This is a genomic window from Kitasatospora sp. MAP12-44 (assembly GCF_029892095.1).
Taxonomy (GTDB): domain Bacteria; phylum Actinomycetota; class Actinomycetes; order Streptomycetales; family Streptomycetaceae; genus Kitasatospora.
The window spans coordinates 1,665,048-1,690,765 of record NZ_JARZAE010000004.1 but is presented as its reverse complement, the minus strand read 5'-3'; the positions used below and the strand labels follow the sequence as shown (position 1 = coordinate 1,690,765).

22 protein-coding genes and 2 tRNA genes are annotated in these 25,718 nt (G+C 72.0%); 12 read left to right on the top strand and 12 right to left on the bottom strand.

Features of this window, described 5'->3' with window-relative positions; genetic code table 11:
• Positions 1-27: 27 nt before the first annotated feature.
• The 4 genes from P3T34_RS08215 (at position 28) to P3T34_RS08200 (ending at position 6,603) form a co-directional block, all read left to right on the top strand.
• On the top strand, positions 28-2,316 hold the full coding sequence (locus P3T34_RS08215) for a molybdopterin-dependent oxidoreductase (RefSeq protein ID WP_280665335.1): 2,289 nt from the start codon (positions 28-30) through the stop codon (positions 2,314-2,316).
• 65 nt (positions 2,317-2,381) lie between these two features.
• Entirely contained in the window at positions 2,382-3,290 is a 909-nt protein-coding gene (locus P3T34_RS08210; RefSeq protein ID WP_280665334.1) for a hypothetical protein, read from the top strand.
• 62 nt (positions 3,291-3,352) lie between these two features.
• Entirely contained in the window at positions 3,353-4,765 is a 1,413-nt protein-coding gene (locus P3T34_RS08205) for a hypothetical protein (protein WP_280665333.1), read from the top strand.
• Complete coding sequence (locus P3T34_RS08200) at positions 4,762-6,603, top strand: AAA family ATPase (protein ID WP_280665332.1); 1,842 nt, start codon at positions 4,762-4,764, stop codon at positions 6,601-6,603. Before P3T34_RS08205 ends, P3T34_RS08200 begins: the two co-directional genes overlap by 4 nt.
• A gap of 4 nt (positions 6,604-6,607) precedes the next feature.
• On the opposite strand, the gene P3T34_RS08195 is transcribed toward P3T34_RS08200, so the two are convergent.
• The 8 genes from P3T34_RS08195 to P3T34_RS08160 form a co-directional block, all read right to left on the bottom strand.
• Positions 6,608-7,999 (bottom strand): SDR family NAD(P)-dependent oxidoreductase, encoded by a 1,392-nt coding sequence (locus P3T34_RS08195; protein ID WP_280671895.1) that lies wholly within the window; start codon positions 7,997-7,999, stop codon positions 6,608-6,610.
• Between the two features lie 54 nt (positions 8,000-8,053).
• Positions 8,054-8,126 (bottom strand) — tRNA-Arg (locus P3T34_RS08190).
• Between the two features lie 26 nt (positions 8,127-8,152).
• Positions 8,153-8,225: transfer RNA gene (locus P3T34_RS08185), tRNA-Ala, on the bottom strand.
• A gap of 46 nt (positions 8,226-8,271) precedes the next feature.
• Positions 8,272-8,703 carry a hypothetical protein gene (locus tag P3T34_RS08180; RefSeq protein WP_280665331.1) on the bottom strand — a complete coding sequence of 144 codons (432 nt, stop codon included), beginning with the start codon at positions 8,701-8,703 and terminating at the stop codon, positions 8,272-8,274.
• A complete protein-coding gene (locus P3T34_RS08175; RefSeq protein WP_280665330.1) occupies positions 8,700-9,482 on the bottom strand; it encodes a class I SAM-dependent methyltransferase in 783 nt (260 codons plus the stop codon). Before P3T34_RS08175 ends, P3T34_RS08180 begins: the two co-directional genes overlap by 4 nt.
• Positions 9,479-10,258, bottom strand: a complete 780-nt coding sequence (locus tag P3T34_RS08170; RefSeq protein ID WP_280665329.1) for a DUF2071 domain-containing protein — start codon at positions 10,256-10,258, stop codon at positions 9,479-9,481. Before P3T34_RS08170 ends, P3T34_RS08175 begins: the two co-directional genes overlap by 4 nt.
• 265 nt (positions 10,259-10,523) lie before the next feature.
• Positions 10,524-11,282, bottom strand: a complete 759-nt coding sequence (locus P3T34_RS08165) for a DeoR/GlpR family DNA-binding transcription regulator (RefSeq protein WP_280665328.1) — start codon at positions 11,280-11,282, stop codon at positions 10,524-10,526.
• 77 nt (positions 11,283-11,359) lie between these two features.
• Positions 11,360-13,354: a ricin-type beta-trefoil lectin domain protein gene (locus P3T34_RS08160; protein WP_280665327.1), complete on the bottom strand. Its 1,995-nt coding sequence runs from the start codon at positions 13,352-13,354 to the stop codon at positions 11,360-11,362.
• 452 nt (positions 13,355-13,806) lie between these two features.
• Here P3T34_RS08160 and P3T34_RS08155 point away from each other — a divergent pair, with 452 nt between their 5' ends.
• The 7 genes from P3T34_RS08155 (at position 13,807) to P3T34_RS08125 (ending at position 20,877) form a co-directional block, all read left to right on the top strand.
• Positions 13,807-15,078 (top strand): extracellular solute-binding protein, encoded by a 1,272-nt coding sequence (locus P3T34_RS08155; protein WP_280665326.1) that lies wholly within the window; start codon positions 13,807-13,809, stop codon positions 15,076-15,078.
• A gap of 199 nt (positions 15,079-15,277) precedes the next feature.
• Complete coding sequence (locus P3T34_RS08150; RefSeq protein WP_280671893.1) at positions 15,278-16,141, top strand: sugar ABC transporter permease; 864 nt, start codon at positions 15,278-15,280, stop codon at positions 16,139-16,141.
• Complete coding sequence (locus P3T34_RS08145; RefSeq protein WP_280665325.1) at positions 16,141-16,986, top strand: carbohydrate ABC transporter permease; 846 nt, start codon at positions 16,141-16,143, stop codon at positions 16,984-16,986. The genes P3T34_RS08150 and P3T34_RS08145 overlap by 1 nt, the downstream gene beginning before the upstream one ends.
• Positions 16,987-17,036: 50 nt before the next feature.
• The gene (locus P3T34_RS08140; protein WP_280665324.1) at positions 17,037-18,011 is read left to right on the top strand and encodes an SIS domain-containing protein; all 975 of its coding nucleotides are present in this window, start codon (positions 17,037-17,039) and stop codon (positions 18,009-18,011) included.
• Between the two features lie 118 nt (positions 18,012-18,129).
• On the top strand, positions 18,130-19,098 hold the full coding sequence (locus tag P3T34_RS08135; protein ID WP_280665323.1) for an ROK family protein: 969 nt from the start codon (positions 18,130-18,132) through the stop codon (positions 19,096-19,098).
• Positions 19,095-20,069, top strand: a complete 975-nt coding sequence (locus tag P3T34_RS08130; RefSeq protein ID WP_280665322.1) for a hexose kinase — start codon at positions 19,095-19,097, stop codon at positions 20,067-20,069. Before P3T34_RS08135 ends, P3T34_RS08130 begins: the two co-directional genes overlap by 4 nt.
• Positions 20,047-20,877, top strand: coding sequence for a class II fructose-bisphosphate aldolase (locus P3T34_RS08125; RefSeq protein ID WP_280665321.1), 831 nt, complete (start codon positions 20,047-20,049; stop codon positions 20,875-20,877). The genes P3T34_RS08130 and P3T34_RS08125 overlap by 23 nt, the downstream gene beginning before the upstream one ends.
• A gap of 7 nt (positions 20,878-20,884) precedes the next feature.
• Here P3T34_RS08125 and P3T34_RS08120 read toward each other — a convergent pair whose 3' ends face one another.
• The 4 genes from P3T34_RS08120 to P3T34_RS08105 form a co-directional block, all read right to left on the bottom strand.
• Positions 20,885-21,160: a DUF6296 family protein gene (locus P3T34_RS08120; RefSeq protein WP_280665320.1), complete on the bottom strand. Its 276-nt coding sequence runs from the start codon at positions 21,158-21,160 to the stop codon at positions 20,885-20,887.
• Between the two features lie 123 nt (positions 21,161-21,283).
• Complete coding sequence (locus P3T34_RS08115; RefSeq protein ID WP_280665319.1) at positions 21,284-22,372, bottom strand: methyltransferase; 1,089 nt, start codon at positions 22,370-22,372, stop codon at positions 21,284-21,286.
• Complete coding sequence (locus P3T34_RS08110) at positions 22,369-23,082, bottom strand: SGNH/GDSL hydrolase family protein (protein ID WP_280665318.1); 714 nt, start codon at positions 23,080-23,082, stop codon at positions 22,369-22,371. The genes P3T34_RS08115 and P3T34_RS08110 overlap by 4 nt, the downstream gene beginning before the upstream one ends.
• Positions 23,083-23,112: 30 nt before the next feature.
• Positions 23,113-24,219 carry an alpha-hydroxy acid oxidase gene (locus P3T34_RS08105; RefSeq protein WP_280665317.1) on the bottom strand — a complete coding sequence of 369 codons (1,107 nt, stop codon included), beginning with the start codon at positions 24,217-24,219 and terminating at the stop codon, positions 23,113-23,115.
• A 46-nt stretch (positions 24,220-24,265) separates the two neighbouring features.
• Here P3T34_RS08105 and P3T34_RS08100 point away from each other — a divergent pair, with 46 nt between their 5' ends.
• Positions 24,266-25,582 (top strand): PLP-dependent aminotransferase family protein, encoded by a 1,317-nt coding sequence (locus tag P3T34_RS08100; protein WP_280665316.1) that lies wholly within the window; start codon positions 24,266-24,268, stop codon positions 25,580-25,582.
• Positions 25,583-25,718: the final 136 nt, after the last annotated feature.

The following is a 25,718-nucleotide window of genomic DNA, read 5'->3' as shown; positions in this document are numbered from 1 at the left end:
GCCCGCAGGCCCGCTACCCTCGCACCCATGACCGGGCCATTGATCGCCGCCGAGGGCTTCGAAGCCGTCAGCCACCGCACCTGCCCGCTGTGTGAGGCCACTTGCGGGCTCACCGTCACGCTCGGCCCGGCCCCGGACGGCGGCGGACCGCCCGCGATCTCGGTCCGCGGCGACGAGCAGGACCCGTTCAGTCGCGGCTACCTCTGCCCCAAGGGTGTCGCACTCGGCCAACTGCACAACGACCCCGACCGGTTGCGCACACCGCTGATCCGGCGCGGCGCGACCTGGACGGAGGTCGGCTGGGACGAGGCCTTCGCCGAGGCCGGCCGGCTGCTCGCGCCGGTGGTCCGCGAGCACGGCCGCGACGCCGTCGCGGTCTACCTCGGCAACCCCACCGTGCACAACCACGGCGCCTCGCTCTACACCCGGGTGCTGGTCCAGGCGTTGGGCACCGGCTACCGGTTCAGCGCCAGCACGGTCGACCAGATGCCCAAGCAGGTTGCCTCCGGCTTGATGTACGGCACCGACCTGTCCATCGCGATCCCGGACCTGGACCGCACCGACTACCTGCTGATCCTGGGCGCCAACCCGCTGGTCTCCAACGGCAGTCTGCTCACCGCGCCCGACCTGCCCGGACGGCTGCGCGCGCTGCGCCGGCGCGGTGGGCGGCTGGTGGTCGTGGACCCGCGCCGCACCAGGACCGCCGAAGTCGCCGATGAGCACCTGGAGATCCGTCCGGGCAGCGACGCGCTGCTGCTGGCCGGCCTGGCCCACACCCTGCTCGCGGAGGGGCTGGCCGACCCGGCGCAGGCCACCCCGCACCTCAACGGACTCGCCGAACTCCGGCTCGCCCTGGCTCCGTTCACCCCCGAGGCGGTCGCCGCGGCGACCCGGATCCCAGCCGCGACGATCCGCCGGCTGGCCCGCGAACTCGCCGCCGCCCCCAGCGCCGCCGTCTACGGCCGGATCGGCACCACCACCACGGCCTTCGGCACCGCCGCCAGTTGGCTGGTCGACGTCGTCAACACCCTGACCGGCAACCTGGATCGGCCCGGCGGTGTGCTCTGGCCCGAACCCGCCGCCGGTTCGCCCAACACCACCGGCGAGCCCGGCCGCGGCCGGGGCGTCCGGGTGCCCGGCTCGCGTCGCACCCGGGTGCGCCAACTGGCCAGCGTCTTCGGGGAGTTCCCGGCCGCCGCGCTCGCCGAGGAGATCGACGTACCCGGGCCCGGCCAGCTGCGCGCCCTGATCACCTTCGCGGGCAACCCGGTGCTCTCCACCCCCAACAGCGCCCGACTCGCCGGCGCACTGGCCTCGTTGGAGGCGATGGTCAGCATCGACGCCTACCTCAACGAGACCACCCGGCACGCGCACGTCCTGCTGCCGGCCGCCTCCCCGCTCACCCGCAGCCACTACGACCTGGTCTTCACCGGCTTCGCGATCCGCAACACCGCCAAGTACTCGCCGCCCAGCCTGCCTTTGGCAGCGGGTGAGTTGGACGAGTCCGAGGTGCTGCTCCGGCTGGCCTGCACCGCGTTGGGCGGGGCGCTGAGCCCCGACGAACTGGACGACCTCACCGCCGCCGACACCGCCCGCCGCCTCGCTGCCGACCCCTCCTCCCCGGCGTACGGCCGAGACCCGGTGGAGCTGCTCGCCGCCGTCGCCCACCGGCGGCGCCAGGACCGGCTGCTGGACCTGCAACTGCGCGGCGGACCGTACGGCGACGGCTTCGGCGCCAAGCCGGAGGGCCTGAGCCTGGACGCCCTCGAAGCCGCCCCGCACGGCCTGGACCTCGGCCCACTGCGGCCCCGGCTGCCCGGCGTACTGCGCACCCCCAGCGGCAAGGTGGAACTCGCCCCGCCGCAACTGCTCGCCGAGGCACAGCGGTTGGCCGACCACCTGGCCGAGCTGGCCGCCGCCCCGGCCGACGGCCTGCTGCTGGTGGGCCGACGCCAGCTGCGCTCCAACAACTCCTGGATGCACAACGTCCCGTTGCTGGCCGGCGGCAGCAACCGCTGCACCCTGCAGCTGAATCCGGCCGACGCCGAGCGCCTGGGCATCACCGCGGACGGCCCGGTGACGGTGCGTTCACGGGTGGGCGAGGTCTCGGCGACCGCGGAGATCACCGACACCGTGATGCCCGGCGTGGTCAGCCTGCCGCACGGCTGGGGCCAGGGCGGTCCCGGCACCCGTGGCGCGGTGGCCGCGCGCGAGCCCGGCGTCAACAGCAACCTGCTGACCGACGAGGGCCCGTTGGACCTGCTGTCGGGCACCGCGGTGCTCAACGGCATCCCGGTGGAGGTCCAGGCCGGCTGACCGCTGCGCCGTCCGTCCGCAGGCCCTGGCATCATGACCTGCGGACAGAGGGGGAGCGCGGGATCATGGCACTGGACGAGCCGACGGCCCAGGGTGTGCGGTTTCTGCTGGCGCTGGTCGACGACGAGCTCGCGGGGCACAGTGTCTGCGAGCGCCTGCGGATCAACCCCGCCGGCATGGGCGGACTTGTCCCGAGCGACCCGCGGGTGCGGCGATTGCTGGTGCGGGCCCCGGGCTCGATGCTGCTCTGGATGCTGCAGGGCGACGACCCGGAGGTCAACGCGAGGCTGTACGGCGTGAACCGCCTGCCGCTGGGGCTGCGGCGCGACATCCTGACCGGCGTCTCGTTCGCCGACCCCGCCCCGGCGGCTCGGGTCACGGTGGGTCGGCTCGCCGACGCGTCGAATGCTTTGAATGCTTCGAATGAGGAGTACCAGCAGGCCCTCACGGACCTCGCGCCGGACGGGATCATCGCGCAGCTGTACGAGGCCGGCGGGCGTGCCGGGGGCTCGTTCCGCCGGGCCAGGACGGCGGCCGGCCGGATCCGCAGCGAGCAGTGGCCGGCCGTTCTGCGGGCCCACCAGGACTCCCCGTTCCCCGGCTACGCCCGCTGGGCGCTCTCCCAGCGGATCGACTGCCCGGCGGAGCTGCGCGCGCGGTTCGGGGAGAGCCCCAGGTACCGGCACCGGCTGCGGGAGGCCGGGATCTTCGACGGGCCCGCCGAGTACGTCCAGGCGGCCGCGCCCGCAGCCGAGGTGCTGCGGCTGCTCGGCATCGGCCGCTGGGCCTACCCCGGCCGGCTGGCGCAGGCCGGCGCCGTCCTGCGGCCGCTGGTCCATGCCGACCTTGGCACCCACCTGGAGGCCTGGGCGGTGCTGGCGCAGTTGCTGCCCGACTTCGTCGGCACCCTGCCCGAGCTGATCCGCACAGCCGGCGCCATCGCCGGCCCCGCCCCGCAGAGCACTGCCCGCTGACCCCTGAGCCGGTGTCAGTCGCCTCTGGTACCAATGAGGCGTCGGGATCGAGGGGAGGCGCCATGTCGCACACCGCAGCACCGCAGGCCCACGTGGTCGACCTGACCGACCGCCAGGCGCTGGCGCGTTGGCGGCCGGCGGCGCCCGAGGTGCTGGCCGAGGCGCACCGGCTCAAGGAGGCCGCGCTGCTGGACTTCGGCCTGACCGAGTCCGCCGTCGCCTCCTGGCTCTACACCAAGTGCCATCACCAACTGGCCACCACTGCCGTCGACACCGCCGCCGTGGTGGCCTCGGGGGACGGCAGCTGCCTGCTCCTCTACAACCCGGACTTCTTCCTGGCCATCGGGTTGGACGGGGTCAAGTTCGTGCTCTTCCACGAGGCCAGGCACCTGATCCAGCGCCACCTGCTGGCCGAGCCGGAGCTGCGCGCCGACCCGGTGTTCCGGTTGGCCAACGAGGTGACGATCAACCATGTCGCGCTGACCAGGCTCGGGCGCGGCACCGAACTGCCCAGGTCCGGTGCCGACGGCGAGCCGATCGGCATCGATCCGCGCGACATCCACCACCGCTACCAGGCCGATCTCGCCGAACAGGGGTTGCCGGCGGTGGACTATCCCGCCTTCGTCGACACCGACCAGAGCGTGTACGCCGAGCTCAAACGGATGCGCAACCCGCCGGTGCCGCCCCCGCGCTGCCTGCACCTGGACCCGGACGGCCTGCCGCTGGACCAGGAGGCCATCGACCTGATCGGCTCCTCCGTGCTGCTCAACTCCCTGCTCGCGGCCCGCCGCGGCCACCGGGGCGCCGAGCAGGAGCTGTTGGACCTGATGCATCGCACCGAAGGCGCCTCCGAGCGCACCGCCCGGCTCTGGGGCCGGCTCGGCGCCGGGGTGCTGCGCGGGCAGACCACCCGCACCGGCCGGGTCGACTGGTGGCAGCGCTGGCTGGTGGACGTGCTGGGCAGCCGGCTGAGCGAGGGCGAGCGGCTGGTCTACCCGAAGAAGCGCGGCGCGCTGCTCGCCGCGCTGGGCCACCCCCCGATGCTCTCGCGCCGCGGTCCGGTCCGGCAGAAGGCACTGGTGATCGCCTACGACACCTCGGGTTCGATGCCGCAGAGCGTGATCGACTGGCTGACCGAGCTGGTCGGGCGGATCGACGGCGTCCAGGCGCACTGGCTCTCCTTCGACGCCGTCGTGATGCCCTTCCGCCCCGGCGAGCGGGTCTACGGCGGGGGCGGCACCAGCTTCCAGGCGGTGGCCGACTATGTCGAGGGCAGATCCGCCACCGCCGGGGGCGAGCTCTTCGAGGAGCACGCGGACGCCGTCATCGTGCTCACCGACGGCTACGCCCCGCCCATCACCCCGGCCGAGCCCGACAAGTGGATCTGGTTGATCACCGAGAACGGCACCGACTGGCCCGACCACCACCACCCGCAGATGGCCTGCCACCGCGTCAGCACAGGAGCGACGACATGACCACCACCGCAGCCCCGGCTCGGCCCTGGCGGGCCACCGCGACGTACCCGGCGCCGCCCGAGGGCTGGACGGGCGCCTCCCGGCTGGAGTCCTTCATCGACGCGATGATCGACCTGGGCCAGACCGGCCAGATCTTCGGTGAGCACGGCATCGGGAAGACCGCCACCTTCCACTCCCACCTGGCCCGGGCGCACGCCGACACGGCGTTGGTCGTCGTCCCCGCGGCCAACCTCACGCCCGACGACCTGCTCGCCAACGCCCCCGTTCGGGACGAGGCCACCGGCGCCCTGGTGCTGCGCCAGTTGGTGATGAGCCAGCTCAAACCGGGCCGGCCGTTCGTGCTGCTCATCGACGACTCGCTGCAGGCCGGCGACACCATCCAGTCCCAGCTGATGCAGATCGCCTGCAACTGGACGCTGGGCGAGTACGACCTGCGCGCGCTCGGCTGCGTCGGGGTGTTCCTCGCCGACAACGAGTCGCTGGCCGAGACCAGCGCGCGGCGCAGCGACCTGGCGATCCTGGACCGGATGGTCACCATCAGGATCACCGCCAATGACACCGCCTGGCGGATCGCGCTGGCCGCCCGCCACCCGGACTGGGACCTGCGACCGGTCTTCGCGCTCTGGGCCTCGCTCACCCCGGCGGTGCGCGAGCTGCTCTCCCCGCGCACCCTGGAGCATGTGCTCGCCAACGCGCGCGAGGGGTTCCCGCTGATCTGGGGCCTGCCGCTGGTCAACGGTGAGCGCCTGCGGCTGGCCGAGCCCGATCCGACCGGGCGCCCCGGCCCGGACCGCACGCACGAGATCCTGGACCGCGTCGCCGCCGCGCTCGGCGTCCCCAACCCGTCCCGGATAGCGGACCCGGTGCGGCGCGTCCTGCGGGCCGCGCTGGCCAACCGCTGGGCCGTCCTGCTGCAGGGGCCGCCCGGCTGCGGCAAGACCGAACTGGTGCGCCAGCTGACCCGGGAGAGCCTGGGCCGCGAGCCGCTGTACTTCTCGCTGCCGGTCACCAACGTCGAGGACCTCTGCGCGCCGATCCCCACCTCCGACGGCGCATTGGAGAACCTGCTCGCCGTCAACTTCACCGGTCCTGAGCCCAAGGCGATCATCTGGGACGAGTACAACCGCCCCAAGGACAAGGCCGCCTTCGCCAAACTGATGGAGATCACCCAGGAGTGGTCGATCGCCGGCCACCGGATCGAGGGCCTGCGCGCGCAGATCGCGCTGCAGAACCCGCCCTACCACCTGGGCCGCAAGCTGCAGGTGGCCCGCAACAACATCGCCCAGGCCACCCGCTTCACCGCCTCGTTGGACGTCGACCCCGCCGACATCCCCGCCAACGAATGGCTGATCGCCCGCTACGGACCGGTCGCCGAGACCGTCCTGGACTGGTGGAAGAACGACCTGGACGAGGAGGGCCGCGGCTGGATGAGCAAGCGCACCCTGGAACGCCTGATCAAGCTGCACCAGCGCGAGCTGCCGCTGCAGATGGGCACCGTCTACCTGGGCGACGGCGAGTACGCCCCTGTCTCCCTGACCGCGCTGACCGACCGGCTGGCGAACCGCCCGGCGACCGGGCTGCGCGAGATCGCCGCCGACGCCGCCGGGTGGGAGGCCAGGCTGCGGCGCGCCGCCGAGCTGTCCAGCGAGGGCGGCAATGACACCGACCTGGTCCACCAGGCGATCTCCAACGCCGAGTTGTCCCAGCTGCGCAAGCACCGCAAGGCGGTGATCCGGATGGTCCGCCTGCTGCCGCCGAAGCTGCGCTCGACCTACCTGGTCGGTGCGACGCCGGAGCAGCAGCGGTTCTGGATCGACCTCTTCGGTCAGCTGTCCTGACCGCTCACCAGGCCGCCTGCCGATAGTCCTTGAGGAAGACCCCGGAGACCGGGTCGCCCGCCTCGCCGCGGACGATCGGGTCGTAGACGCGTGCGGCGCCGTCGACGATGTCCAGCGGGGTGCGGAAGCCGCGGGCGGCGATCCGGGCCTTCTTCGGCGCCGGGTTCTCGTCGGTGATCCAGCCGGTGTCGACGGCGCACATGTGCACGCCCTGCTCGGCGAGTTCGGCCGCGCTGGTGCGGGTGAGCATGTTCAGCGCGGCCTTGGCCATGTTGGTGTGCGGGTGGCCCGCGGTCTTGTTGCGCACCGCGAACCGGCCCTCGACGGCCGTCACATTGACGATGTAGCGCCGCGGGTGCGCGGCGGCGAGCAGCAGCGGCAGCAGGCGGTCGCAGAGCAGCGCCGGGGCGAGGGCGTTGACCAGCTGGGTCTCCAGCACCTCGGACGGATCCAGCTCGCCGAGCCGGGCCGACCAGGAGTTGGCGGGGGCCGGGTCCGGCAGCAGCCCGGCCTCGTCCGCTTGACCGCTCACTGCGGCGCCCACTGCGGCACCCACTCCGGAGTCCGGCTGGGCGCCCACCGCGGCGTCCAGCTCGGCGGCGGGCCAGGCGGGCGTCAGCGCGGGCATCGGCCGGAACCCGGGCGCGTGCGAGATGCGGACACCGGGCGGCAGCGCGGCCTGCTCCCCGGCGGCCAGCATCGCGTACGCCTCGGGCGGGCGGCGCAGGGTCTGGGCGGCGTTGTTGACCAGGATGTCGAGCGGTCGCCCCTCGGCGCGCAGGCGCTCGCAGAGGCCGAGCACCTGCCGTGGGTCCCGCAGGTCGATGCCGACCACGGTGAGCCGCTCCAGCCACTGCGCGCTGCCGGGCGCCGCCTGGAAGCGTCGCACGGTGTCATGCGGAAAGCGGCTGGTGACGATCAGTTCGACGCCGTCCCGCAGCATCATCAGGGCCAGCTGGAAGCCGATCTTGACCCGGCCGCCGGTGAGCAGCGCCCGGCGGCCCCGCAGATCGGTGGAGAGCGCCCGGCGGGCGGCGTTGTCGGCGGCGCAGGTGGGGCAGAGCGCGTGGTAGAAGCCGTCGGCCTGACGGTAGGTCGACTTGCAGACATAGCAGCGGCGCGGCCGGACGAACTCCCCGATCGCCTCGCCCGCCGCCGGCAGCAACGCGAGCGGCGCGTCCTCCCGGCGGGCGAGATCCCCGGTGGCGGTCGCCCCGACCAGCACGGCGTCCGCTCCCGCGGCCGCCTCCCGCCGCACCCGCTTGCGCTGCCGCTGCCCTTCGCGCACAAAGGACTCGGCGACCCGCTCGGCCCGCAACCGCGTCGGATCGTCGGCGGGCAACTCCCGCAGCCGGCCGACGGTGCGCGAGAACGCGGCCAGCTCCTCATCCGTCATGTCGACGTGCTGCACCGGCTCTCCCCGTCTACCTGACGACCTGCGTTGGGTCAGTGGTCCCGGCCGGATTCGAACCGGCGTCCACGCCATGCGGATAGCGTTGCGCCTGCCTCTGCGCTACGGGCCCTCGACCTGCGAACAGGCCGATTGCCGCCCGGGCGACCGGATTCGAACCGGCGTACTACCGCATGCCATGCGGCCGCGTCTGCCTCTGCGCTACACCCGGGCAACGCCGTTGATCGTACGGTAGGCGAAACCGCCCCGGCGAACGGCTATCCACCCAGCAGCGTGTGCAGCAGGGCGGTGGCGAAGACCGCCGTGACCCAGGTCCACAGGACGGACAGGGCGAGGTGCCCGGCAGTGCGGAAGCGGTCGCCCCGCCAGATGCGCGGGGAGAAGACCGCGAACTCGAAGAGCCAGCGGGTGCCCCAGAAGAGCGTCTGGCCGGCCAGCAGGGCGGTGCCGAGCGGGGTGCCGGCGAGCAGGGCCGGGGCGAGGAAGAGCGGGAGCAGGCCGAGCAGGACGCAGGTCAGCGCGATGAAGAACAGGTGCACGTAGGAGACTTGGCGGGTCAGCAGGCTGCTGCGGGCCAGGTCGGCGGGCCAGTCGACCAGCCGGGGCAGCACGGCGTGGAAGGCGCCCATGCCGACCAGGGCGGCGCCCACCAGGCGCAGTTGGGTGTCGAGGGTGAGCAACTGGCTCACCGCTGCGGGGCCTTGCTGAAGGCGAACGCGGTGACGAAGGCGGCGATCCGCCGCTCGCCGGTCGCTCGCAGGCGGGCGTGTCCGGCCAGGCGCAGCCATTCGGCGCGCGGCAGGAAGTGCCAGGCGCCGGGGCCGTAGACCGCCGTGTTCGCCGCGTCCCGCAGGTGTTCCACCAGGATCAGAGTGCCGCCCGGGCGCAGCGTGCGGGCGCATTCGGCGAACAGGGCTTCGCGGTCGGCTGGTTGACGCAGTTCGTGGGCGGCGAAGACCAGGAACACGGTGTCCTGGGAGGAGGCCGGCGCGGGCAGCCGCTCCGGGCGGGCGGGTCGGGTGCCGGCGATGGGCGGTACTCGTCTGCGGGCTCGCCTGATCGACCCCTCGGTGGTGAGCGCCGGGTCGTACAGGTCGGCCCGGGACTGCGCCGCGCCGGGGTAGCGGGCGGCGAGCGGCCGGCTCGCCTCGTCGAGGCCGGACGAGACCACGAGATGGTCGCCCGGCCCGTGCGGCAGGAGGTCGGCCAGCCAGCCGAAGGAGTGCAGCTCGGATCGGTCATAGACCCACCAGCTGGCGGCAGTGCTGCTGACCAGCCAGCCGGTGGCGGTCAGCGCGCCGGCGCGGGCCAGGGCGGCCGGCCGGCGGGGGAGTCGGCGGCCCAGCGCCCAGCTGGTGGTGACGGCGAGGCCGCCGGCGAGGTAGCTGGGCCAGTTGTACGCGAAGACCTCACGCACGCCCGAAGGCCGCCGCACCGCCTGACCGCGTGCTGCCTGATCGTCCGTCATCGCTGCGCACCGTTCTCGGCTCGGCGGCGGCCGGCCTCCCAGCCGTAGTCGAGGCCGGCGACATGGAAGGCGTTGGCCAGCAGTGGCTTTGTGTCGGCGAACGGGCCGTGGTCGAAGAACGTCAGCCGGGGCACCTCGACCGCGACCGGAACCGGGTCCCAGCACGCGCGGGTGGCTTTCACCACGATGACGGAGCCGGTCTGCGGCTCGTGGTCGAAGGTGTAGGGCAGCGGGCCGGCGAAGCGTCGTGCGTCCCTGGCATGCGCGAACGGGCTGCCGTCCGGCAGCGGGGCCGGGCCGCCCGCGAGGTCGGCCCGAACGTGGAGATCGGCGCGACCGTCCGCGCTGAGGACCTTGAACTCCAGGGTGCCGTCCACCACCCGGGTGCCGATCCGGGCGTGTCGGTAGTGGTAGCGGGTGAGGGTGTTGCCGCCCAGCTGCATCATCCGGCTGTCCGTGTCGCTGCGCAGGATCTTCAGGCCGCGCATGGTGCGACCGTTCGGCGTCGGGAAGCGGGTGAAGATGCGATAGCCGGTGAGCAGGTAGTCGGCGCCGAACCGGGCGGGCAGGAACGCCGGGCGCAGGGCACGGGTGTCCACCAGGGCGGCCGCGACGAAGCCGTGCTCGGTTCCGGCCGGGTCGGTGTAGGTGTCCAGGGTGAGCCCGGGCGGTAGCAGCGGGGTGAGCACCTGCGGCGGCAGCGCGTAGGTGAGCACCAGGGAGTGCGCGAACCAGGTCCGCATCGGTAGCGGGTGGCGCTGGAGCAGGTACCTCACGCCTCGATCCCCTGGACGGCTCGGCCGGGGGCGGGAAGGGGAGTTCGCCAGGATCTGATCACCGGATCATCCGTTCGCTCGGCATCAACCGAACGGAGCGAACGTCCGGCATGGCCCGGCGCGAGAGCGTGTGTGGCCTCCAGGCCGGTGAGACCTGGAGGCCACCGGCCCAGCCCCCCGCCGGAGTTCCATCATGGCGGATCTTTTGAACATGTTCAACTATTCCTGAGAGGTGCTCGGATCACCCCGCGTCAGGTCCCCCGCGTCACGCCCGTAGGACGTGGACGCCGCGGTCGGTGATGGCCTTTTCCTGGGTCTCGCTGAGGGCGGTGTCGGTGACCAGGTCGTCGATGTCGCTCAGGGGGCAGATCTCGGCGAAGGTGACCCGGCCGATCTTGGTGTTGTCAGCGACGACGACCGAGCGGGCGCTGCTGCGCAGGAAGGCGCGGTCGGTGTGGGCTTCCATCTCGTCGTGGGTGGTGCAGCCCTCGCTCGCGGTCAGGCCGTCGACGCCGATGAAGGCGATGTCCAGGTGGTACTGGCTCAGCATCCGTTCGGCGGCCGGTCCGACCAGTTCGTAGCTGGCCGTGCGGGCGTTGCCGCCGACGACCACCAGGCGGATGTCGGAGCGGACGATCAGGTCGGCGGCGATGTTGACGGCGTTGGTCACGATGGTGAGCCCGCTGCGTTCGGCCAGGACGCGGGCGATCTCGGTGACCGTGGTGCCACCGGTCATGCCGACCACGGCGCCGTCCGGGACGAGGGCGGCGGCGGCCAGCGCGATCCTGCGCTTCTCGGACTGCTGGCGGCCGGCCCGGTGGCGCAGCGGCAGCTCCAGGTTGACCGTCCCGGTCACCGCGCCGCCGCGGGTGCGGTGCAGCAGTCCCTGCTCGTGCAGGGACTGCAGGTCGCGGCGGATCGTCGCGCCCGAGACACTGAGCAGCTCGGTGAGTGCGTGCACATCTGCGCTGCCCTCCTTGGCAATATGGTCAAGGATGCGCGCGGTTCGATCAGCTTTGAGCATGTGGAAAGTCTAGCTCTCGGTCGACGGGGTGGGGTCCGCTGCGAAGACGCATCGCCGCGGACCCCACCCGGAGGGGATCAGGCAGCCGGGGGAGTACTGAAGGGGGCGGCCCAGGTCTGGTTGGTCTGCACGGCGCTCGGTGCGGCGCCGCAGGCGTAGAGGTCGACCGGGGTGCCGCTGGTGGTGGTCGTGCCGCTGTAGACGTCCAGGCACTGGGTGGTGCCGGCCAGCTTCAGATTGCCGTCCCGGTTGTAGGTCCAGGTCTGGTTACCCGGGGCGGAGCCGCAGGGGGCGACGCCGACCCACTGGCCCGACTGGCCGTTGATGGCGCCGGTGGTGGAGCCGCTCTGAGCGGTGAGGCAGAGGTTGGCCGCGCCGCTCTGCATCAGCTGCACCGAGCCGTCGGCATTGCGCTGCCACTGCTGGTTGGAGCCACCGCTGCACGGGTAGACGTCGACCGGATTGCCTGCCGCAGTACCGGAGTTGTAGTTGTCCAGGCAGAGCGAGGCCTTGCTCCAGTCGTCGCGCGAGACGGTGATCTGGCCGCGCGGGGTGACGGTGCCGCAGCCGTTCTGCGGGGTGATCTTCAGCATCGCGTTGTCGTGCGAGCCGATGGTGAGCGGGACGCTGCCGGTGGAGCTGCTGGTGCTGTGCGCCCACAGGTCACGCACGCTGTAGCCGCAACCGGCGCCGCTGAAGCCGAGACTCGACAGGGAGAGCGTGTAGTTGGCGGACGTCGCGCCCTTGTTGAGGACGACGACCGCCCGGCTGCCGTCGGCGAGCGGCTTGACCACGACGTCGATGCCGCTGGTCGCGGCCGGTGTGCCGTCGGCGTTGGCGCCGCCGCCGGAGACCCGGTAGCCGCCGGCGCCCAGCGGGTCCTGGTCGACCGCGATGACCTCGGGATTGCCGAGGATGGCGACCGAGGCGTTCAGGTGCGCCGCCTCGGCGGGGTGGGCGGCGATGTAGGAGGGCTCGAACTTGCGGGCATCGGTGGAGACCACCAGCGGGGCGGCCAGCGCGGAGAAGAGCGCCATCTGGCTGCGCTCCTCGGCGGTGGTCATGCCGTTGTCGCCGATCAGCAGCATGTCGGCGTCGTTCCAGTTGCCCGGGCCCTGGTAGCGGCTGAGCTCAACGGAGTTGTCGAAGCTCTGGTAGGCGCCGATGTTGTAGCCGCCGGGGGCGATCGCCTGGTTCCACGGGTCCTGGCCGTCGCCGTAGGTCCAGATGTCCGGGCCGATCCGCCAGAGCTGGCCGAGGCCGCGCACCGAGTCCATCGAGGCGAACTTGTCCGGGCCGTTGCCCAGGCCTGCCGGGGCGGAGATGTCGAACATGACGTTGGGCGTGGGGGTGCCGGCCTTGTTGGCGTTGGTGACCGCGGTGTTCAGATCGCCGGACATCCGGGCGTCCAGGGTCGGGATGGGCTCCTGGGGGCCGCAGTTGTCGTACTTGAGCTCGTTGACGCCCCAGTAGACGAAGGAGTTGGCGTCGCTCTGCTCGTAACTCTCGCTGCCGTTCGGCAGGTTGGGTGCGGTCGGCGCGGCGGTGCTGCAGGTGTGCGTGCCGGAGGTCTCGTAGATGCCGAACTTGGCGCCCAGGCTGTGCAGGTAGCTGCCGTAGGCGCTCAACTCGTAGTCGAAGCCGGGCTGTTGAGTGGTGTCGCGAACGTCGGTGGCGCCGCCCCAGTTGAGCGCGCCGTGCAGGTAGCCGGAGCTGTTGCGGTACATCCAGCAGTCGTCGACGGTGACCGTCTTGTAGCCCGCGTTGATCAGTCCGGCGTCGGACAGGCCCTTGGCGTTGTCCTCCATGTACTGCTGGAAGGAGTAGGAGAGCTGGTTGGAGTTGTCCAGCGGCGCCTGCGGGGTGCACTGGGCGCGGGCCCAGTTGTTGAAGCCCATCGGCGGGAGCGGGGCGATCGGGGTGTTCGGGGTGGCTGCGGACGAGAAGTTCGCGGCCGGCGCGGTGACGCCGTCGTTGGCGGCGGCCGTACCGGTGCCCAGCAGGCAGCCGGCGGGGATCAGTACGGCGCTGAGAGCCGCGATGAGGGGGGTGCGGAGCATTCGATGTGCCACGGGGGTGGGCTCCTCGGTGCGGGGTGTGGGGGGCTGCGCGATCCGACGTGCGTCACAGGACACGGGCCGGAGAAGGCTCGTCGGCTACCCGGCCGCGGGTAGGTGGGATCTGACGAGTGGATGACATAATCTGCTCATAAAGAGCGCTGCGTCAACAAGAGTGCGCACGCGAATGCGGGGTGAGCACGTCAATGCCCTGGGGATCGTCGGGCGGATCGCGCTCTCGCAACTCTCACAACGGTCCAGTAACGACATCTGGACCTAGGAGTCCAGCTCGTGAATACTTCGCGACGCGGCAGATTGCGTTCGGATCTGCTCAAAACTCGCAAGGTCTGAGCAGAATCACACAGCAGGTGCCAGGCTGACGCACGGCGCCCGGCGAGTCAGACCTGCAACCCTCAGGAGCGGATCCGGTCAGGCGCGGGTCCGCCGGTGCGAAGGCGGTAACGGCAGTGAACAAGCGTGTGCTCAGTTTCGCGGCGGTCTGTGCGGTAGGCACTCTCACGCTCACGGCGTGCGGCAGCAGCGGTGGCGGCGGGGCCTCCGCGGGAGGGACCGTGACCCTCAAGCTGGTCGCGGCCGACTACGGCGACAAGGCGTCCAACAGCTCCACGCTCTACTGGAACGACGTGGCGAAGAACTTCGAGGCCGCCAACCCCAAGATCAAGGTCGACGTCCAGGTCATCAACTGGAACGACATCGACAAGCAGGTCACGACGATGATCCAGAGCGGCAACATGCCGGACATCCTGCAGACCGGCGGCTACGCCGACAAGGTCGCCGACAACCTGCTCTACCCCGTCTCCGACGTCCTCTCCACCAGCACCGCGGGCGACTTCATCGACAGCTTCGCCCAGGCCGGCCAGGTCGGCGGCGTCCAGTACGGCATCCCGTTCGTCTCCTCGGCCCGTGCCCTGTTCTACAACAAGGCGATCTTCGCGCAGGCCGGCATCGCCGCGCCGCCGCAGACCTGGGACGACGTCAAGAACGACGCCGCCCTCATCAAGGCGAAGGTTCCCGGTGTCACCCCCTACGCGTTGCCGCTGGGCCCGGAGGAGGCGCAGGCCGAGAGCATGATCTGGGAGCTGGGCAACGGCGGTGGCCCCACCGACAGTTCGGGCAAGTACACGCTCAACAGCCAGGCGAACATCGACACCTTCAGCTGGCTGAAGGCCAACCTGGTCGACCCGGGCCTGACCTACCCCAACCCGGCCGCCACCGACCGCAAGACCGCCTTCGCCGACTTCGCCGCCGGCAAGGCCGCGATGCTCAACGGCCACCCGTCGCTGATCCAGATGTCCACCGACGGCAAGGTCGACTACGGCGTCGCCCCGATCCCCGGCAGGACCGGCGCGCTCAAGTCCACGCTGGGCGTGGCCGACTGGATGATGGCGTTCAAGAAGAACGGCCACAAGGACCAGATCAAGGCGTTCCTGGACTTCGCGTACTCCGAGCAGAACACGCAGAAGTTCGACGAGACCTACAACCTGATGCCGGTCACCCAGGACACCCTGCAGGCGATGACCAGCAGCGGCAAGCACGCGGACCTGCAGCCGTTCTTCGCGCTGCTGCCGCAGGCCTCCTTCTACCCGCTGGGCGACACCACGTGGGACGCAGTCTCGGCGCAGATCAAGCAGAGCATCGGCACCGCCGTCAGTGGCGACCCGGCCAAGGTCCTCGGCGACCTGCAGAAGAAGGCGCAGGACGCCGTCGCCAACAAGTAGCCGTGTTTGCGGGCGGGAGGGGGTCCGCTCCTCCCGCCCACTCGCTCACACAGCTGTCGCTCACACAGTTGTCGCTCACGCAGCTGTCGTTTACGCAGCCGTCGCACACGCACGGAAGGCACCACCCGTGTCCCATACCTCTACCGCCCCGCAGGCCTCCGCGCCGCCCCGGGGCAAGCCGCCGACCCGGCGCCCGGGCCTGGACCGGCTCGGTCCGCTGCCCTGGATAGCCCCGGCCGTCCTGCTGATCGTGCTCGTGGTCCTGTGGCCCGTCTACGAGATGGTCCACACCTCCTTCCTGCGGATCAGCACCAGCGGGTTCGTCCGCGGCTCGGCCGGCCTGGACAAGTACCGCAAGCTCTTCGCCGAGACCGACCTCGGCCATGTGCTGCTCTCCACGGTGATCTGGACCGTCGCCGTCGTAGGCCTGACTATGGTCCTCTCGCTGGCGCTCGCGCAGCTGTTCAACCAGGAGTTCCCCGGCCGCCGGCTGACCCGCTGGGCGCTGATCGCCCCCTGGGCGGCGTCCGTGCTGATGACCGCCATCGGCTTCAAGTGGATGCTCAACCAGACCGCCGGCGTGCTGAACACCGCGATGACCGACCTCGGCCTGATCAACGGTCCCAAGGACTGGCTCGGCAACCCGTCCACCGCCTGGCCGTGGATGATGTTCGTCGCCGTCTTCGTCTCCCTGCCCTTCACCACCTACACGTTGCTGGCCGGCCTGCAGACCGTCCCCGGCGAGGTCTACGAGGCCGCACGGGTCGACGGCGCGTCCACCTGGCAGACCTACCTGCGGATCACGCTGCCGCTGCTGCGTCCGGCGTTCCTGGTCGGCGTGGTGATCAACCTGATCAACGTCTTCAACTCCTTCCCCGTCATCTGGGGCATGACGCAGGGCGGCCCCGGCAGCCAGACGGCCACCACCACGGTCTTCATGTACCAGCTCAAGGACACCGACATCGGTGAGTCCGCCGCGATGTCGGTGGTCAACTTCGCGCTGGTGGTGCTGATGGTGCTGGTCTTCCTCAAGGTCAGCCGCTGGAACGAGGACGAGAGCTGATGAGCCGTCATATCACTGCGCCAAGGCGCGGCTTGCGTCCGCGCACGGTTGTCGTCGCGGCCACCGCCTGGCTGCTGGCTGTGGTCTTCCTGCTGCCGTACGCCGAGATGGTGATCACCGCGCTGCGGCCCGCCGACGAACTGCGCGACGCGAGCTACCTGCCCCACCACTTCGCCTGGTCCAACTTCATCGACGTGTGGCGCGACTCGACGCTCGGCGACAACCTGCGGGTCACCCTGCTGGTCGCCGGCGGCTCGACGCTGCTGGCGCTGCTGGTCGCGCTGCCCGCCGCGTACTACACCGCTCGGATCAAGTACCGCGGGCGCAAGCTCTTCCTGCTGCTGGTACTGGTCACCCAGATGTTCCAGCCGACCTCGCTGCTGGTCGGGCTGTACCGTGAGTTCTACCAGCTCGACATGCTCAACTCGGTCTGGACGCTGGTCCTTTGCAACGCCGCCTTCAACCTGGCGTTCGCGATCTGGATCCTCACCGCCTATATCTCCTCCATTCCGGTGGAGTTGGAGGAGGCAGCCATGATCGACGGGCTGGGCCGGTTCGGCTCGCTGCGCCGGGTGGTGCTGCCACTGGCGATGCCGGGGGTGGTCACCGCGGTCATCTTCACCTTCATCTCGGCGTGGAACGAGTTCGTGATGGGCCTGACCCTGTCGACCGTGCCGCAGAGCCAGCCGCTCACGGTCGGCATCAACAGCTTCATCGGCGACTACACCGTCCAGTGGAACTACCTCTTCGCCGGCTCGGTCGTCGCCATCGTGCCGGTGGTCGTGCTGTTCGCCTTCATCGAGCGCCAGGTGGTCTCCGGACTGACCGCAGGATCGGTCAAGTAGCCGACCCTGGAAGCCGGTTCCTGTTCATCCCGCCCCGAAGGAGTATCCGCGTGTCCACCACCACACCCTCCCGACCCTCCCGCACACCCTCCCGTACGTCCGTTGAGATCGCCTCCCAGCCCGACTGCTGGCGCCAGGCGGCCGCCTCGCTCGCCGAGCACACCGCCGCCCTGCCGGGTCGCGGCGAGCGGGTCGCGGTCGTCGGCTGCGGCACCTCCTGGTTCATGGCGCAGGCCTACGCGGCGCTGCGCGAGAGCGGCGGCCACGGGCGCACCGACGCCTTCGCCGCCTCGGAGTTCCCCGGGCCGCGCGACTACGACCGGATCCTCGCCATCTCCCGCTCCGGCACCACGACCGAGGTGCTGGAGCTGCTGGGCCTGGCGCGTGCCGCGGGGGTGTCCACCGCCGCGATCACCGCCGACCCGGCGACCCCGATCATGACGGCCGCCGACGAGGTCGCGGTGCTGGACTTCGCGGATGAGGAGTCGGTGGTGCAGACCCGCTTCGCCACCAGTGTGCTCGCCCTGCTGCGGGCGCATCTGGAGGCGGAGGGCGCGCTGCCGGTGGGTGTGCGCTCGATCGCCCGAGCGGCGGAGGACGCCGAACGGGCCGTCGCCCTGCCGCTGGCGGAGGCGGTCCGCGAGGCCGAGCAGTTCACGTTCCTCGGCAGCGGGTGGACGTACGGACTGGCGCTGGAGGCCGGGCTGAAGATGCGCGAGGCGGCCGGCGCATGGACCGAGGCGTACCCGGCTATGGAGTACCGGCACGGGCCGATCAGCATCACCGGACCGGGGCGGGTGGCCTGGATGTTCGGCGCGCTGCCGGTCGGGCTGGCCGACGACATCGCGCGGGTCGGCGGCATCCTGATAGCCGATTCTCATGATGCGGCCGAGGGCCTGGATCCGCTGGCCGACCTGGTGAGGGCCCAGCGCCTGGCGGTCGCGGTGGCCGAGGCGCGCGGCTACGACCCGGACCGTCCGCGCAACCTCACTCGCTCGGTGGTGCTGGATGCACGTCGTGCGTGAGGGCTCTCGTGATGGGGTGGGGATGGCTCGCGTCGTGCGTGAGGGCTCGCATGACGGGACGGGGATGCCAACCATCGTGCGTGAAGGCTCGCACGATGGGATGGGCGCTGCCCGCGTTATGCGTGAGGACTCCCACGACGAGTGCGTGATCGCGTTGGACGTCGGCGGCACCGGGATGAAGGGCGCGCTGCTCGACCGCGCGCTGCGGCCGCTGCTGACGGCGCGCCGCCCCACCCCGCGCGGCGCCGGGCCCGCCGCGGTGGTCGCCGAGATCGCCGCCGCCGTCCGCGAACTCGCCGAGCAGGCAGTGCAGTTGGGGCTGACGGTCCAGCGCGCAGGGTGCGTGGTCCCCGGTATCGTCGACGAGGAGCCGGCCCGCGCGGTCTACTCCGCCAACCTTGGCTGGCGCGACCTCCAGCTCGCCGACCTGCTTCAGGAGCGCACCGGGCTGCCGGTCACCCTGGGCCACGACGTACGGGCCGGCGGCTGGGCCGAGGCCGAGCTCGGGGCCGCGCGCGGGGCGCGCGACGTGCTCTTCGTGGCGATCGGAACGGGCATCGCGGCCGCCGTCATCGCCGACGGCCGGCCGATCCGGGCCGGCGGCTGGGCAGGCGAGTTGGGCCACCTGCTGGTCGAGCCGGACGGCCCGCCGTGCGGCTGCGGCGGGCGCGGCTGCCTGGAGAGCGTGGCCTCCGCGACGGCCGTCGCCGCCGCCTACACCGCCCGCACGGGGCGCGCCGTCGAAGGCGCCGACCAGGTGGCGGCGCTGCTGGCGCAGGGCGACGCCGACGCCCGCGCCGTCTGGGAGCGCGCGACCGAGGCCCTGGCGGCGGCCCTCGCCACCGCCACCACGCTGCTCGCCCCCGAGCTGATCGTGCTCGGCGGCGGCCTCGCCGAGGCGGATGAGTTGCTGCTGGCGCCGGTGCGCGCGAGCCTGGCCCGGCGGCTGACCTTCCAGCGGCGTCCGCGCGTGGTGCGCGCCGCGCTGGGGGACGAGGCCGGCTGTCTGGGCGCGGGACTGTACGCGTGGCAGGCGGAGGCGGCTGAGGTCGGGCCGTCCGGGGCCGGCGAGGTGGCGTTCCGATGATCCTCACGGTCACCCTCAATGCCGCGCTGGACGTCACCTACTTCGTCGACGCCCTGATACCCCACAGCTCGCACCGCGTCGAGGCGCTGCACGAGCGCGCCGGCGGCAAGGGCATCAACGTCGCCCGGGTGCTCGCGGCCCTCGGCCAGCCGGCCGTGGTCACCGGGCTGGCCGGCGGCCCGACGGGCGCGCAGCTGCGCGGCGAGCTGCGCGCGGTCGGCCTGGCGGACGAACTGGTGCCCATCGCGGGCGACTCCCGACGCACCGTCACTGTCGTCTCACGCCTCGACGGTGATGCCACGGTGTTCAACCAGAGCGGTCCGCCCGTCCAGCCGGGGGAGTGGGCGGCCTTCACCGCGCACTACGCCACGCTGGTACGCGAGGCCTCGGTCGTCGTCCTGTCCGGCAGCCTGCCACCGGGCCTGGCGAGCGACGCGTACGCGCAGCTCGTCGCGCTGGCCGCAGCCGCCGGAGCCGCCACGGTGCTGGACACCAGCGGTCCGGCCCTGACCGCCGCGCTCGGCGCCGGACCGGACGTGGTCAAGCCCAACGCCGCCGAACTGGCCGCCGCCACCGGCACCGGCATAGCCGCCGGCAGCAACTCCGCAGCCACCGGCAGCAATTTCGTCGCAGCGGCGGCCGCCCAGCTGCGCGCAGCCGGGGCCCGCGCCGTCGTCGCCTCCTGCGGCCCCGACGGACTGCACGCGATCACCTCGCACGGCAGCTGGCGCGCCACGCCGCCCGAGCAGCTCAGCGGCAATCCGACCGGCGCGGGCGACGCCTGCGTTGCCGCGCTGGCCGCCGGGCTCGCCGCCGGCGCGCCGTGGCCGGACATCCTGCGCGAGGCGGTCGCCCTGTCCGCCGCGGCCGTGCCCTGCCCGGTGGCCGGTGACTTCGACGCCGACACCTATCACCGATTCCGTACCGCCGTCCCCGTGGAGGAAGTCCATGCCGCTCACCCCGACCGATGAGATCGTCCAGGACGCCGCCACGCGGGTGGTGGGCGTCGGGGCGTTCAACGTGGTGCAGATCGAGCACGCCCAGGCCATCGTGGCCGGTGCCGAGGCCGCCGGGCGCCCGGTGATCCTGCAGCTCAGCGAGAACACCGCCCGCTACCACGGCTCGCTGGAGCCGATCGGCCGCGCCGCGCTGGCCATCGCCCGGGCGGCCGCAGTCCCGGTGGCCGTCCACCTGGACCATGCCGAATCGGTCGAGCTCGTCCACCAGGCGGTCGCGCTCGGCTTCACCTCGGTGATGTTCGACGCGGCCACCCTGCCGTACGAGCAGAACGTCGCCGCCACCCGGGAGGTCACCGACTACTGCCACGCCCGCGGCGTCTACGTCGAGGCCGAGCTCGGCGAGGTCGGCGGCAAGGACGGTGCGCACGCCCCCGGTGTGCGCACCGACCCGGACGAGGCGCGTGCCTTTGTCGCGGCCACCGGCGTCGACGCGCTCGCGGTGGCGGTGGGCAGCTCGCACGCGATGCTCACCCGGGACGCCGTCCTGGACTTCGCGCTGATCACCCGCTTGCGCGAGGCCGTGGGCACCCCGCTGGTGCTGCACGGCTCCTCCGGGGTCAGCGACGCCGACCTGACCCGGGCCGTCAACGCCGGGATGACCAAGGTCAATGTGTCCACCCACCTGAACAAGGCGTTCACCCGGGCCGTGCGCGACTACCTCGACACCCACGCCGACGTCGCGGACCCCCGCAAGTACCTCGGCCCCGCCCGCTCCGCCGTCGCCGCGGAGGTGGCGCGCCTGCTCGGCGTGCTGAGCTGACGCACACTCAACTCCCCTCCGCCTCAGTCATATCGGTGAGTTCCGGCCAGGACAGCCGCCGGGCCCGTACGGGCGCGTTCGGGGACTGCTGGCCCCCGCTGGCGAGCATCCGGACGTCGCCGTGCTCGTTGATCTCGGCCCGGATGATCCCCGTCCCGTCCGCGTAGACGGGGTGCCCGCCGGGGCCCTTGGCGCTGGTCGGCCGCATGATGACGACGTCGGGCGGCGTCCGGTCACCGGGCGTGGCGGGGAACGTCAGTGCGTAGCAGTACTCGCCGTCCATGGCAGGCCTCCTCAGCTGTCCCTCCCCAGGATCCCCCGCCATCCGCCGCCCTGCCCCATGGCCGGGCGACGGCGGAGATCGTCACTGAGATGGGGCACGGAGGAGGGCCGAGCCGGGCAGCAGCTAATCGAGGGGCACCGCCTCGATCACGCTCTCGGTGCGGGAGGCGTGGACCGGCGCGGGGTGGACGGAGCTGATCGCGAAGCCCGCGTCCGCCAGCAGGGACCGGTACTGCTCCAAGGTCCGGTCGTGACCGTCGACCATGACCAGCATCAGCAGGTCGATCAGCTTGGCCTGCGCGCTGTACGGGCGGGCCGGGCGGGTCGTGGGTGCCGGCTGGACGTCCTCCAGGTACTCGAAGACCAGCAGTCTGCCCTCGGGCGGCATGGCCTCGCGGACCCGGCGCAGGATGGTGGCGGCGCCCACGTCGTCCCAGTTGTGCAGCACGCGCGAGAGCGTGTAGACGTCGGCGCCCCTCGGCACGGTGTCCGGGTCGAAGAAGCTGCCCGCGACGAAGTCGACCCGGTCCGCGCAGCCGGCCTCGGTCAGCCGGGCGCGGGCCAGGCCGAGCGTCTCGGGCAGTTCGACCAGCACGCCGCGCGCCTCGCGGTGGCGGGCCAGCACCTTGGCGAGCAGCCCGCCCTCGCCGCCGCCGATGTCGACCAGGGTGCCCAGCCGCCCCAGGTCGCATGTGGCGAGCGCGGCGGGGACGGCGGCCGCGCCCATTGCCGTGTGGAAGGTCTCGGCGGCCTGCGGGTGCTCGCCGAGGTAGTCGTAGAAGGGGATGTCGTGCAGCTGCTCGAAGGCGGGCCGACCGGTGCGCAGCGTGTGCATGATCTCGCCGAAGGCGCCGTGCACCTCCTCGCCGAACATCAGGGCGGTGGGCCGGCTGGAGCGCCGGTAGTCCGAACAGAGCAGCCGGGTGGTGGCGGTGAGCGCGTAGGTGCGCGGCGCGGTCTCGCGCAGCAGGTCGCTCGCGCTCAGCGCGCGCAGCGTGCGGTTCAGGGCGCGCGGGTCGGCGCCGCAGGCGGCGGCGAGGTCGTCCGCGGTCCGCGGGCCGTCGGCGAGCAGGTCGGGTACGCCGAGCTTGGCGATCGCGTAGCAGGCCTGGGCGATCCAGCCGCCGGTCAACACCGCGAACAGGGTGGCCCGTTCGGTGAGCCCGGGCTGCTCGACGGGCGTCGGCTCCACCGGAGCCGGCTCGGGCGTCACCGGCCGGCCTCGGCGGTCGAGCCGCCTGCTGCGCGGACCCGCGCGCCGAGCGCGCGCACCGTCTCGGCGGCGGCGATGGCGTGCGAGCGGCGGGTGCCGTGCCGCCCGTCCGCGCTGTACAGGTCGGCGTCCCGCGAGGCCGGGTGGTCGGTCAAGCTGACCTGCACGGTGCCCAGTTGGGCGGCGATCCGCTCGGTGCGGTCGGTGAGGTCGTACAGCCGGGTGCGCAGGCCGGCGCGCAACTCCTCGGGGACGGCGGGGGAGTAGGAGCCGTCGAACATGCTGACGGTGATCACCTGCGCCCCGCCGGCCTGCAGCGCCTCGACGATCGCGCGCAGGTCCGCCTCGATGGCCTCGGGGTCGTAGGAGCGGGAGAGCAGGTTGAAGCCGCCGCAGGCGACCAGCGCGAGATCCGGTCGCAGCTCGAGCGCGGCCGTCAGCTGCTCGGTCCGCACCTGTTCGGCGCGGGTGCTGCGCCGGCCGAGGTTGTGGAAGCTGAACCCGCCCTTCACGGCGGCGAGTTCGGCGGCCACCCGGAAGACCCAGGGGTCGTCCGGGTAGCCGGGGCTGGGCTCGCCCAGCCCCTCGGCGATGCTGTCCCCGACGACGACGAAGCGTCGCCAGGGGTGCCCGGCGAGCAGGGTCGCGGCCTCTCCCTCGCGCAGGCAGTACGGATCGGCGGCTTCGCCGGGTGTCAACGCGATCGGCATGGAGGGTGTGTTCCCTGGTGCGGATGAGGCTCAAACACCGAACTCGGCTTTGGGGGATCGGCTTTCGGCCAGCAGGGTGCGATCCAGCGCGTCGATGGTCGGCCGGCCGCAGAGCTCCATCGCCTCCGTCAGCTCCTCGCGCAGCAGGCCGAGCACCGCGGCCGCGCCCGCCTGTCCGCCGCAGGTCAGCCCCCAGAGCACCGGTCGGCCGAGCAGCGCCGCGTCCGCGCCCAGCGCGAGCACCTTCAGCAGGTCGATCCCGGTGCGGATGCCCCCGTCCACCAGGACGGCGCACTGCCCGGCGACGGCGTCGACGATCTCCGCCAGCACCTCCACACCCGGTACGGCGTGGTCCAGTTGGCGCCCGCCGTGATTGGAGACCACGATGCCCGCCATGCCGTGCGCCACCGCCCGCCGGGCGTCCTCGGCGGTCAGGACGCCCTTGAGCACCAGGGGCAGCGAGGTCTGCTCGCGCAGCCAGGCCAGGTCGGACCAGGTGATCGAGGCGTCGAACTGCTCACGGGAGTGCCGGGCGACGGCGGAGTCGCCGGGCCGGTGGCCATGGGTGGCGGCCATCAGCGCCGGGTCCAGGTTCACCGCCCGGATGTGCTCGGGCAGCGTGAAGCTGTTGCGCTGATCGCGCAGTCGGCGGGCCACCCTGGGAGCATCCACGGTGAGTACCAGGGCGCCGTAGCCGGCGAGTTCGGCCCGCCTGACCAGGTCGAGCAGCGGTTCGCGCCGGCGCAGCCAGTAGAGCTGAAGCCAGCGTGGGCCGCTTCCCGCCTCGGCGATCTCCTCCAGGGTGTGGCTGGCGAACATCGCCGCGATGAAGAGCGCGCCCTGCTCGCCGGCCGCCCGCGCGGTCGCCAGCTCGCCCTGCGGGTGGCAGAGCCGGTGGTAGGCCATCGGCGCGACGCCCAGCGGCAGCGCCAGCGCACTGCCCAGGACCGTGGTCGCCGGGTCGCACCGGGTGACGTCGACCAGGACGGAGGGCCGCAGCCGGACCCGGTCGAGCGCCTCGCGCGCGGTGCGCAGCAGCGACTCGGAGCCGCTCCCGCCGGCCAGGAAGTCCCAGACATCGGTGGGCAGTCGGGCCTGCGCAGGGGCTTCGTACTCGGCTACGGTCAGCGGTTCCATGGCTTTGCCTCTCTGACTCTGTTCTGACTCTGTGGAAAGGACGACCGTGCCGACCAGGGACCGCGTCTGCGCACCGCTCGACCTCGCTTCACTGCACGGCTCGCTCAGCGATCCGCTGCTCGACGCGATGAACTTCCTCAACGAGGTGACCCAGCGCTTCCCCCGTGCGGTCTCCTTCGCGCCCGGCCGCCCGTACGAAGGGCTCTTCGAGACGGCCGGGATCGAGCGCCACCTCAAGGTCTACACCGACTACCTGCGCGAGGAGTTGGGGCAGTCACCGGAGCAGATCAAGACCGCACTCTTCCAGTACGGACGCACCAATGGCCAGATCCACCAGCTGATTGCCCGGACTCTGGAGAACGACGAGGGCATCCGGATCGCTCCCGAGGCGGTGGTGGTGACAGTCGGCTGCCAGGAGGGCATGCTGCTGGCGCTGCGTGCGCTGTTCGCCGGTCCGCGGGACGTCCTGCTGGTCAACTCGCCCTGTTACGTGGGGGCCACCGGCGCCGCCAGGCTGCTGGACATCCCGGTGGAGCCGGTCCGGGAGGGCGCGGCCGGCCTGGATCCGGCGGCGGTGGCGGCCGCCGCGGTGCGGTTGCGGGCGGCCGGCCTGCGGCCGCGGGCGCTGTATCTGGTGCCCGACTTCGGCAACCCGTCCGGGGTGAGCCTCGGCGTGGCGGCCCGGCACCGGCTGCTGGAGGTGGCGGCCGAGCACGATCTGCTGATCCTGGAGGACAACCCGTACGGTTTCTTCGTCCGTGAGGGCGCTCCACGGCCGACGCTGAAGTCGCTGGACACCGAACGCCGGGTGATCCATCTCGGTTCGTTCGCCAAGACCGCCTTCCCCGGCGCCCGGGTCGGGTATCTGCTGGCCGACCAGGAGGTGGCCGACGCCGACGGGCGGCGCAGTCTGTTGGCCGAGCAGCTCTCCAAGATCAAGAGTATGACGACCGTGAACACCCCGGCACTCAGCCAGGCCGTGATCGGCGGCCTGCTGATCGAGAGCGGCTTCCGGCTGCGCGAGACCAACGGCGCGGCCATCGCCTTCTACCGCCGCAACCTCGACGCGCTGCTGCGGGAGCTGGAGGCGCACTTCCCGCCCGAACGCCGGGCCGCGCTGGGGCTGAGCTGGAACCGCCCGGACGGCGGCTTCTTCCTCACCGTCGATGTGGCGTTCCGCGCCGACAACGAGGCGCTGGAGCGCTCGGCGCGCGACTACGGAGTGCTCTGGACGCCGATGGACGCGTTCTATCCGGGGGGCGGAGGTGAACATCAGCTTCGGCTCTCCTGCAGCTACCTGCGGCTTGATCAGATCGCCGACGGGGTCCGCAGGTTCGCCGCTTTCGTGGCCGATGGCCGGTAGCTGAAATAATGGCCGAAAGCAGTCATCATCCACATCAGTTTATGAACTGACTCTCCGCCACCACCAGCCCCAACCCTCCCATCCGGTGCATCGATACCCACGGGCCACACCCCGGAAACAGCTCGCAGATCACGGC

Excerpts from the sequence above, each read along its gene's own strand:
- P3T34_RS08215 (WP_280665335.1), top strand. The coding sequence starts at position 28 with ATGACCGGGCCATTGATCGCCGCCGAGGGCTTCGAAGCCGTCAGCCAC.
- P3T34_RS08210 (WP_280665334.1), top strand. The coding sequence starts at position 2,382 with ATGGCACTGGACGAGCCGACGGCCCAGGGTGTGCGGTTTCTGCTGGCG.
- P3T34_RS08175 (WP_280665330.1), bottom strand. The coding sequence starts at position 9,482 with ATGACGGACGATCAGGCAGCACGCGGTCAGGCGGTGCGGCGGCCTTCG.
- P3T34_RS08120 (WP_280665320.1), bottom strand. The coding sequence starts at position 21,160 with ATGGACGGCGAGTACTGCTACGCACTGACGTTCCCCGCCACGCCCGGT.
- P3T34_RS08125 (WP_280665321.1), top strand. The coding sequence starts at position 20,047 with ATGCCGCTCACCCCGACCGATGAGATCGTCCAGGACGCCGCCACGCGG.
- P3T34_RS08110 (WP_280665318.1), bottom strand. The coding sequence starts at position 23,082 with ATGCCGATCGCGTTGACACCCGGCGAAGCCGCCGATCCGTACTGCCTG.
- P3T34_RS08195 (WP_280671895.1), bottom strand. The coding sequence starts at position 7,999 with ATGACGGATGAGGAGCTGGCCGCGTTCTCGCGCACCGTCGGCCGGCTG.
- P3T34_RS08165 (WP_280665328.1), bottom strand. The coding sequence starts at position 11,282 with ATGCTCAAAGCTGATCGAACCGCGCGCATCCTTGACCATATTGCCAAG.
- P3T34_RS08145 (WP_280665325.1), top strand. The coding sequence starts at position 16,141 with ATGAGCCGTCATATCACTGCGCCAAGGCGCGGCTTGCGTCCGCGCACG.
- P3T34_RS08135 (WP_280665323.1), top strand. The coding sequence starts at position 18,130 with ATGCGTGAGGACTCCCACGACGAGTGCGTGATCGCGTTGGACGTCGGC.
- P3T34_RS08200 (WP_280665332.1), top strand. The coding sequence starts at position 4,762 with ATGACCACCACCGCAGCCCCGGCTCGGCCCTGGCGGGCCACCGCGACG.
- P3T34_RS08130 (WP_280665322.1), top strand. The coding sequence starts at position 19,095 with ATGATCCTCACGGTCACCCTCAATGCCGCGCTGGACGTCACCTACTTC.
- P3T34_RS08205 (WP_280665333.1), top strand. The coding sequence starts at position 3,353 with ATGTCGCACACCGCAGCACCGCAGGCCCACGTGGTCGACCTGACCGAC.
- P3T34_RS08105 (WP_280665317.1), bottom strand. The coding sequence starts at position 24,219 with ATGGAACCGCTGACCGTAGCCGAGTACGAAGCCCCTGCGCAGGCCCGA.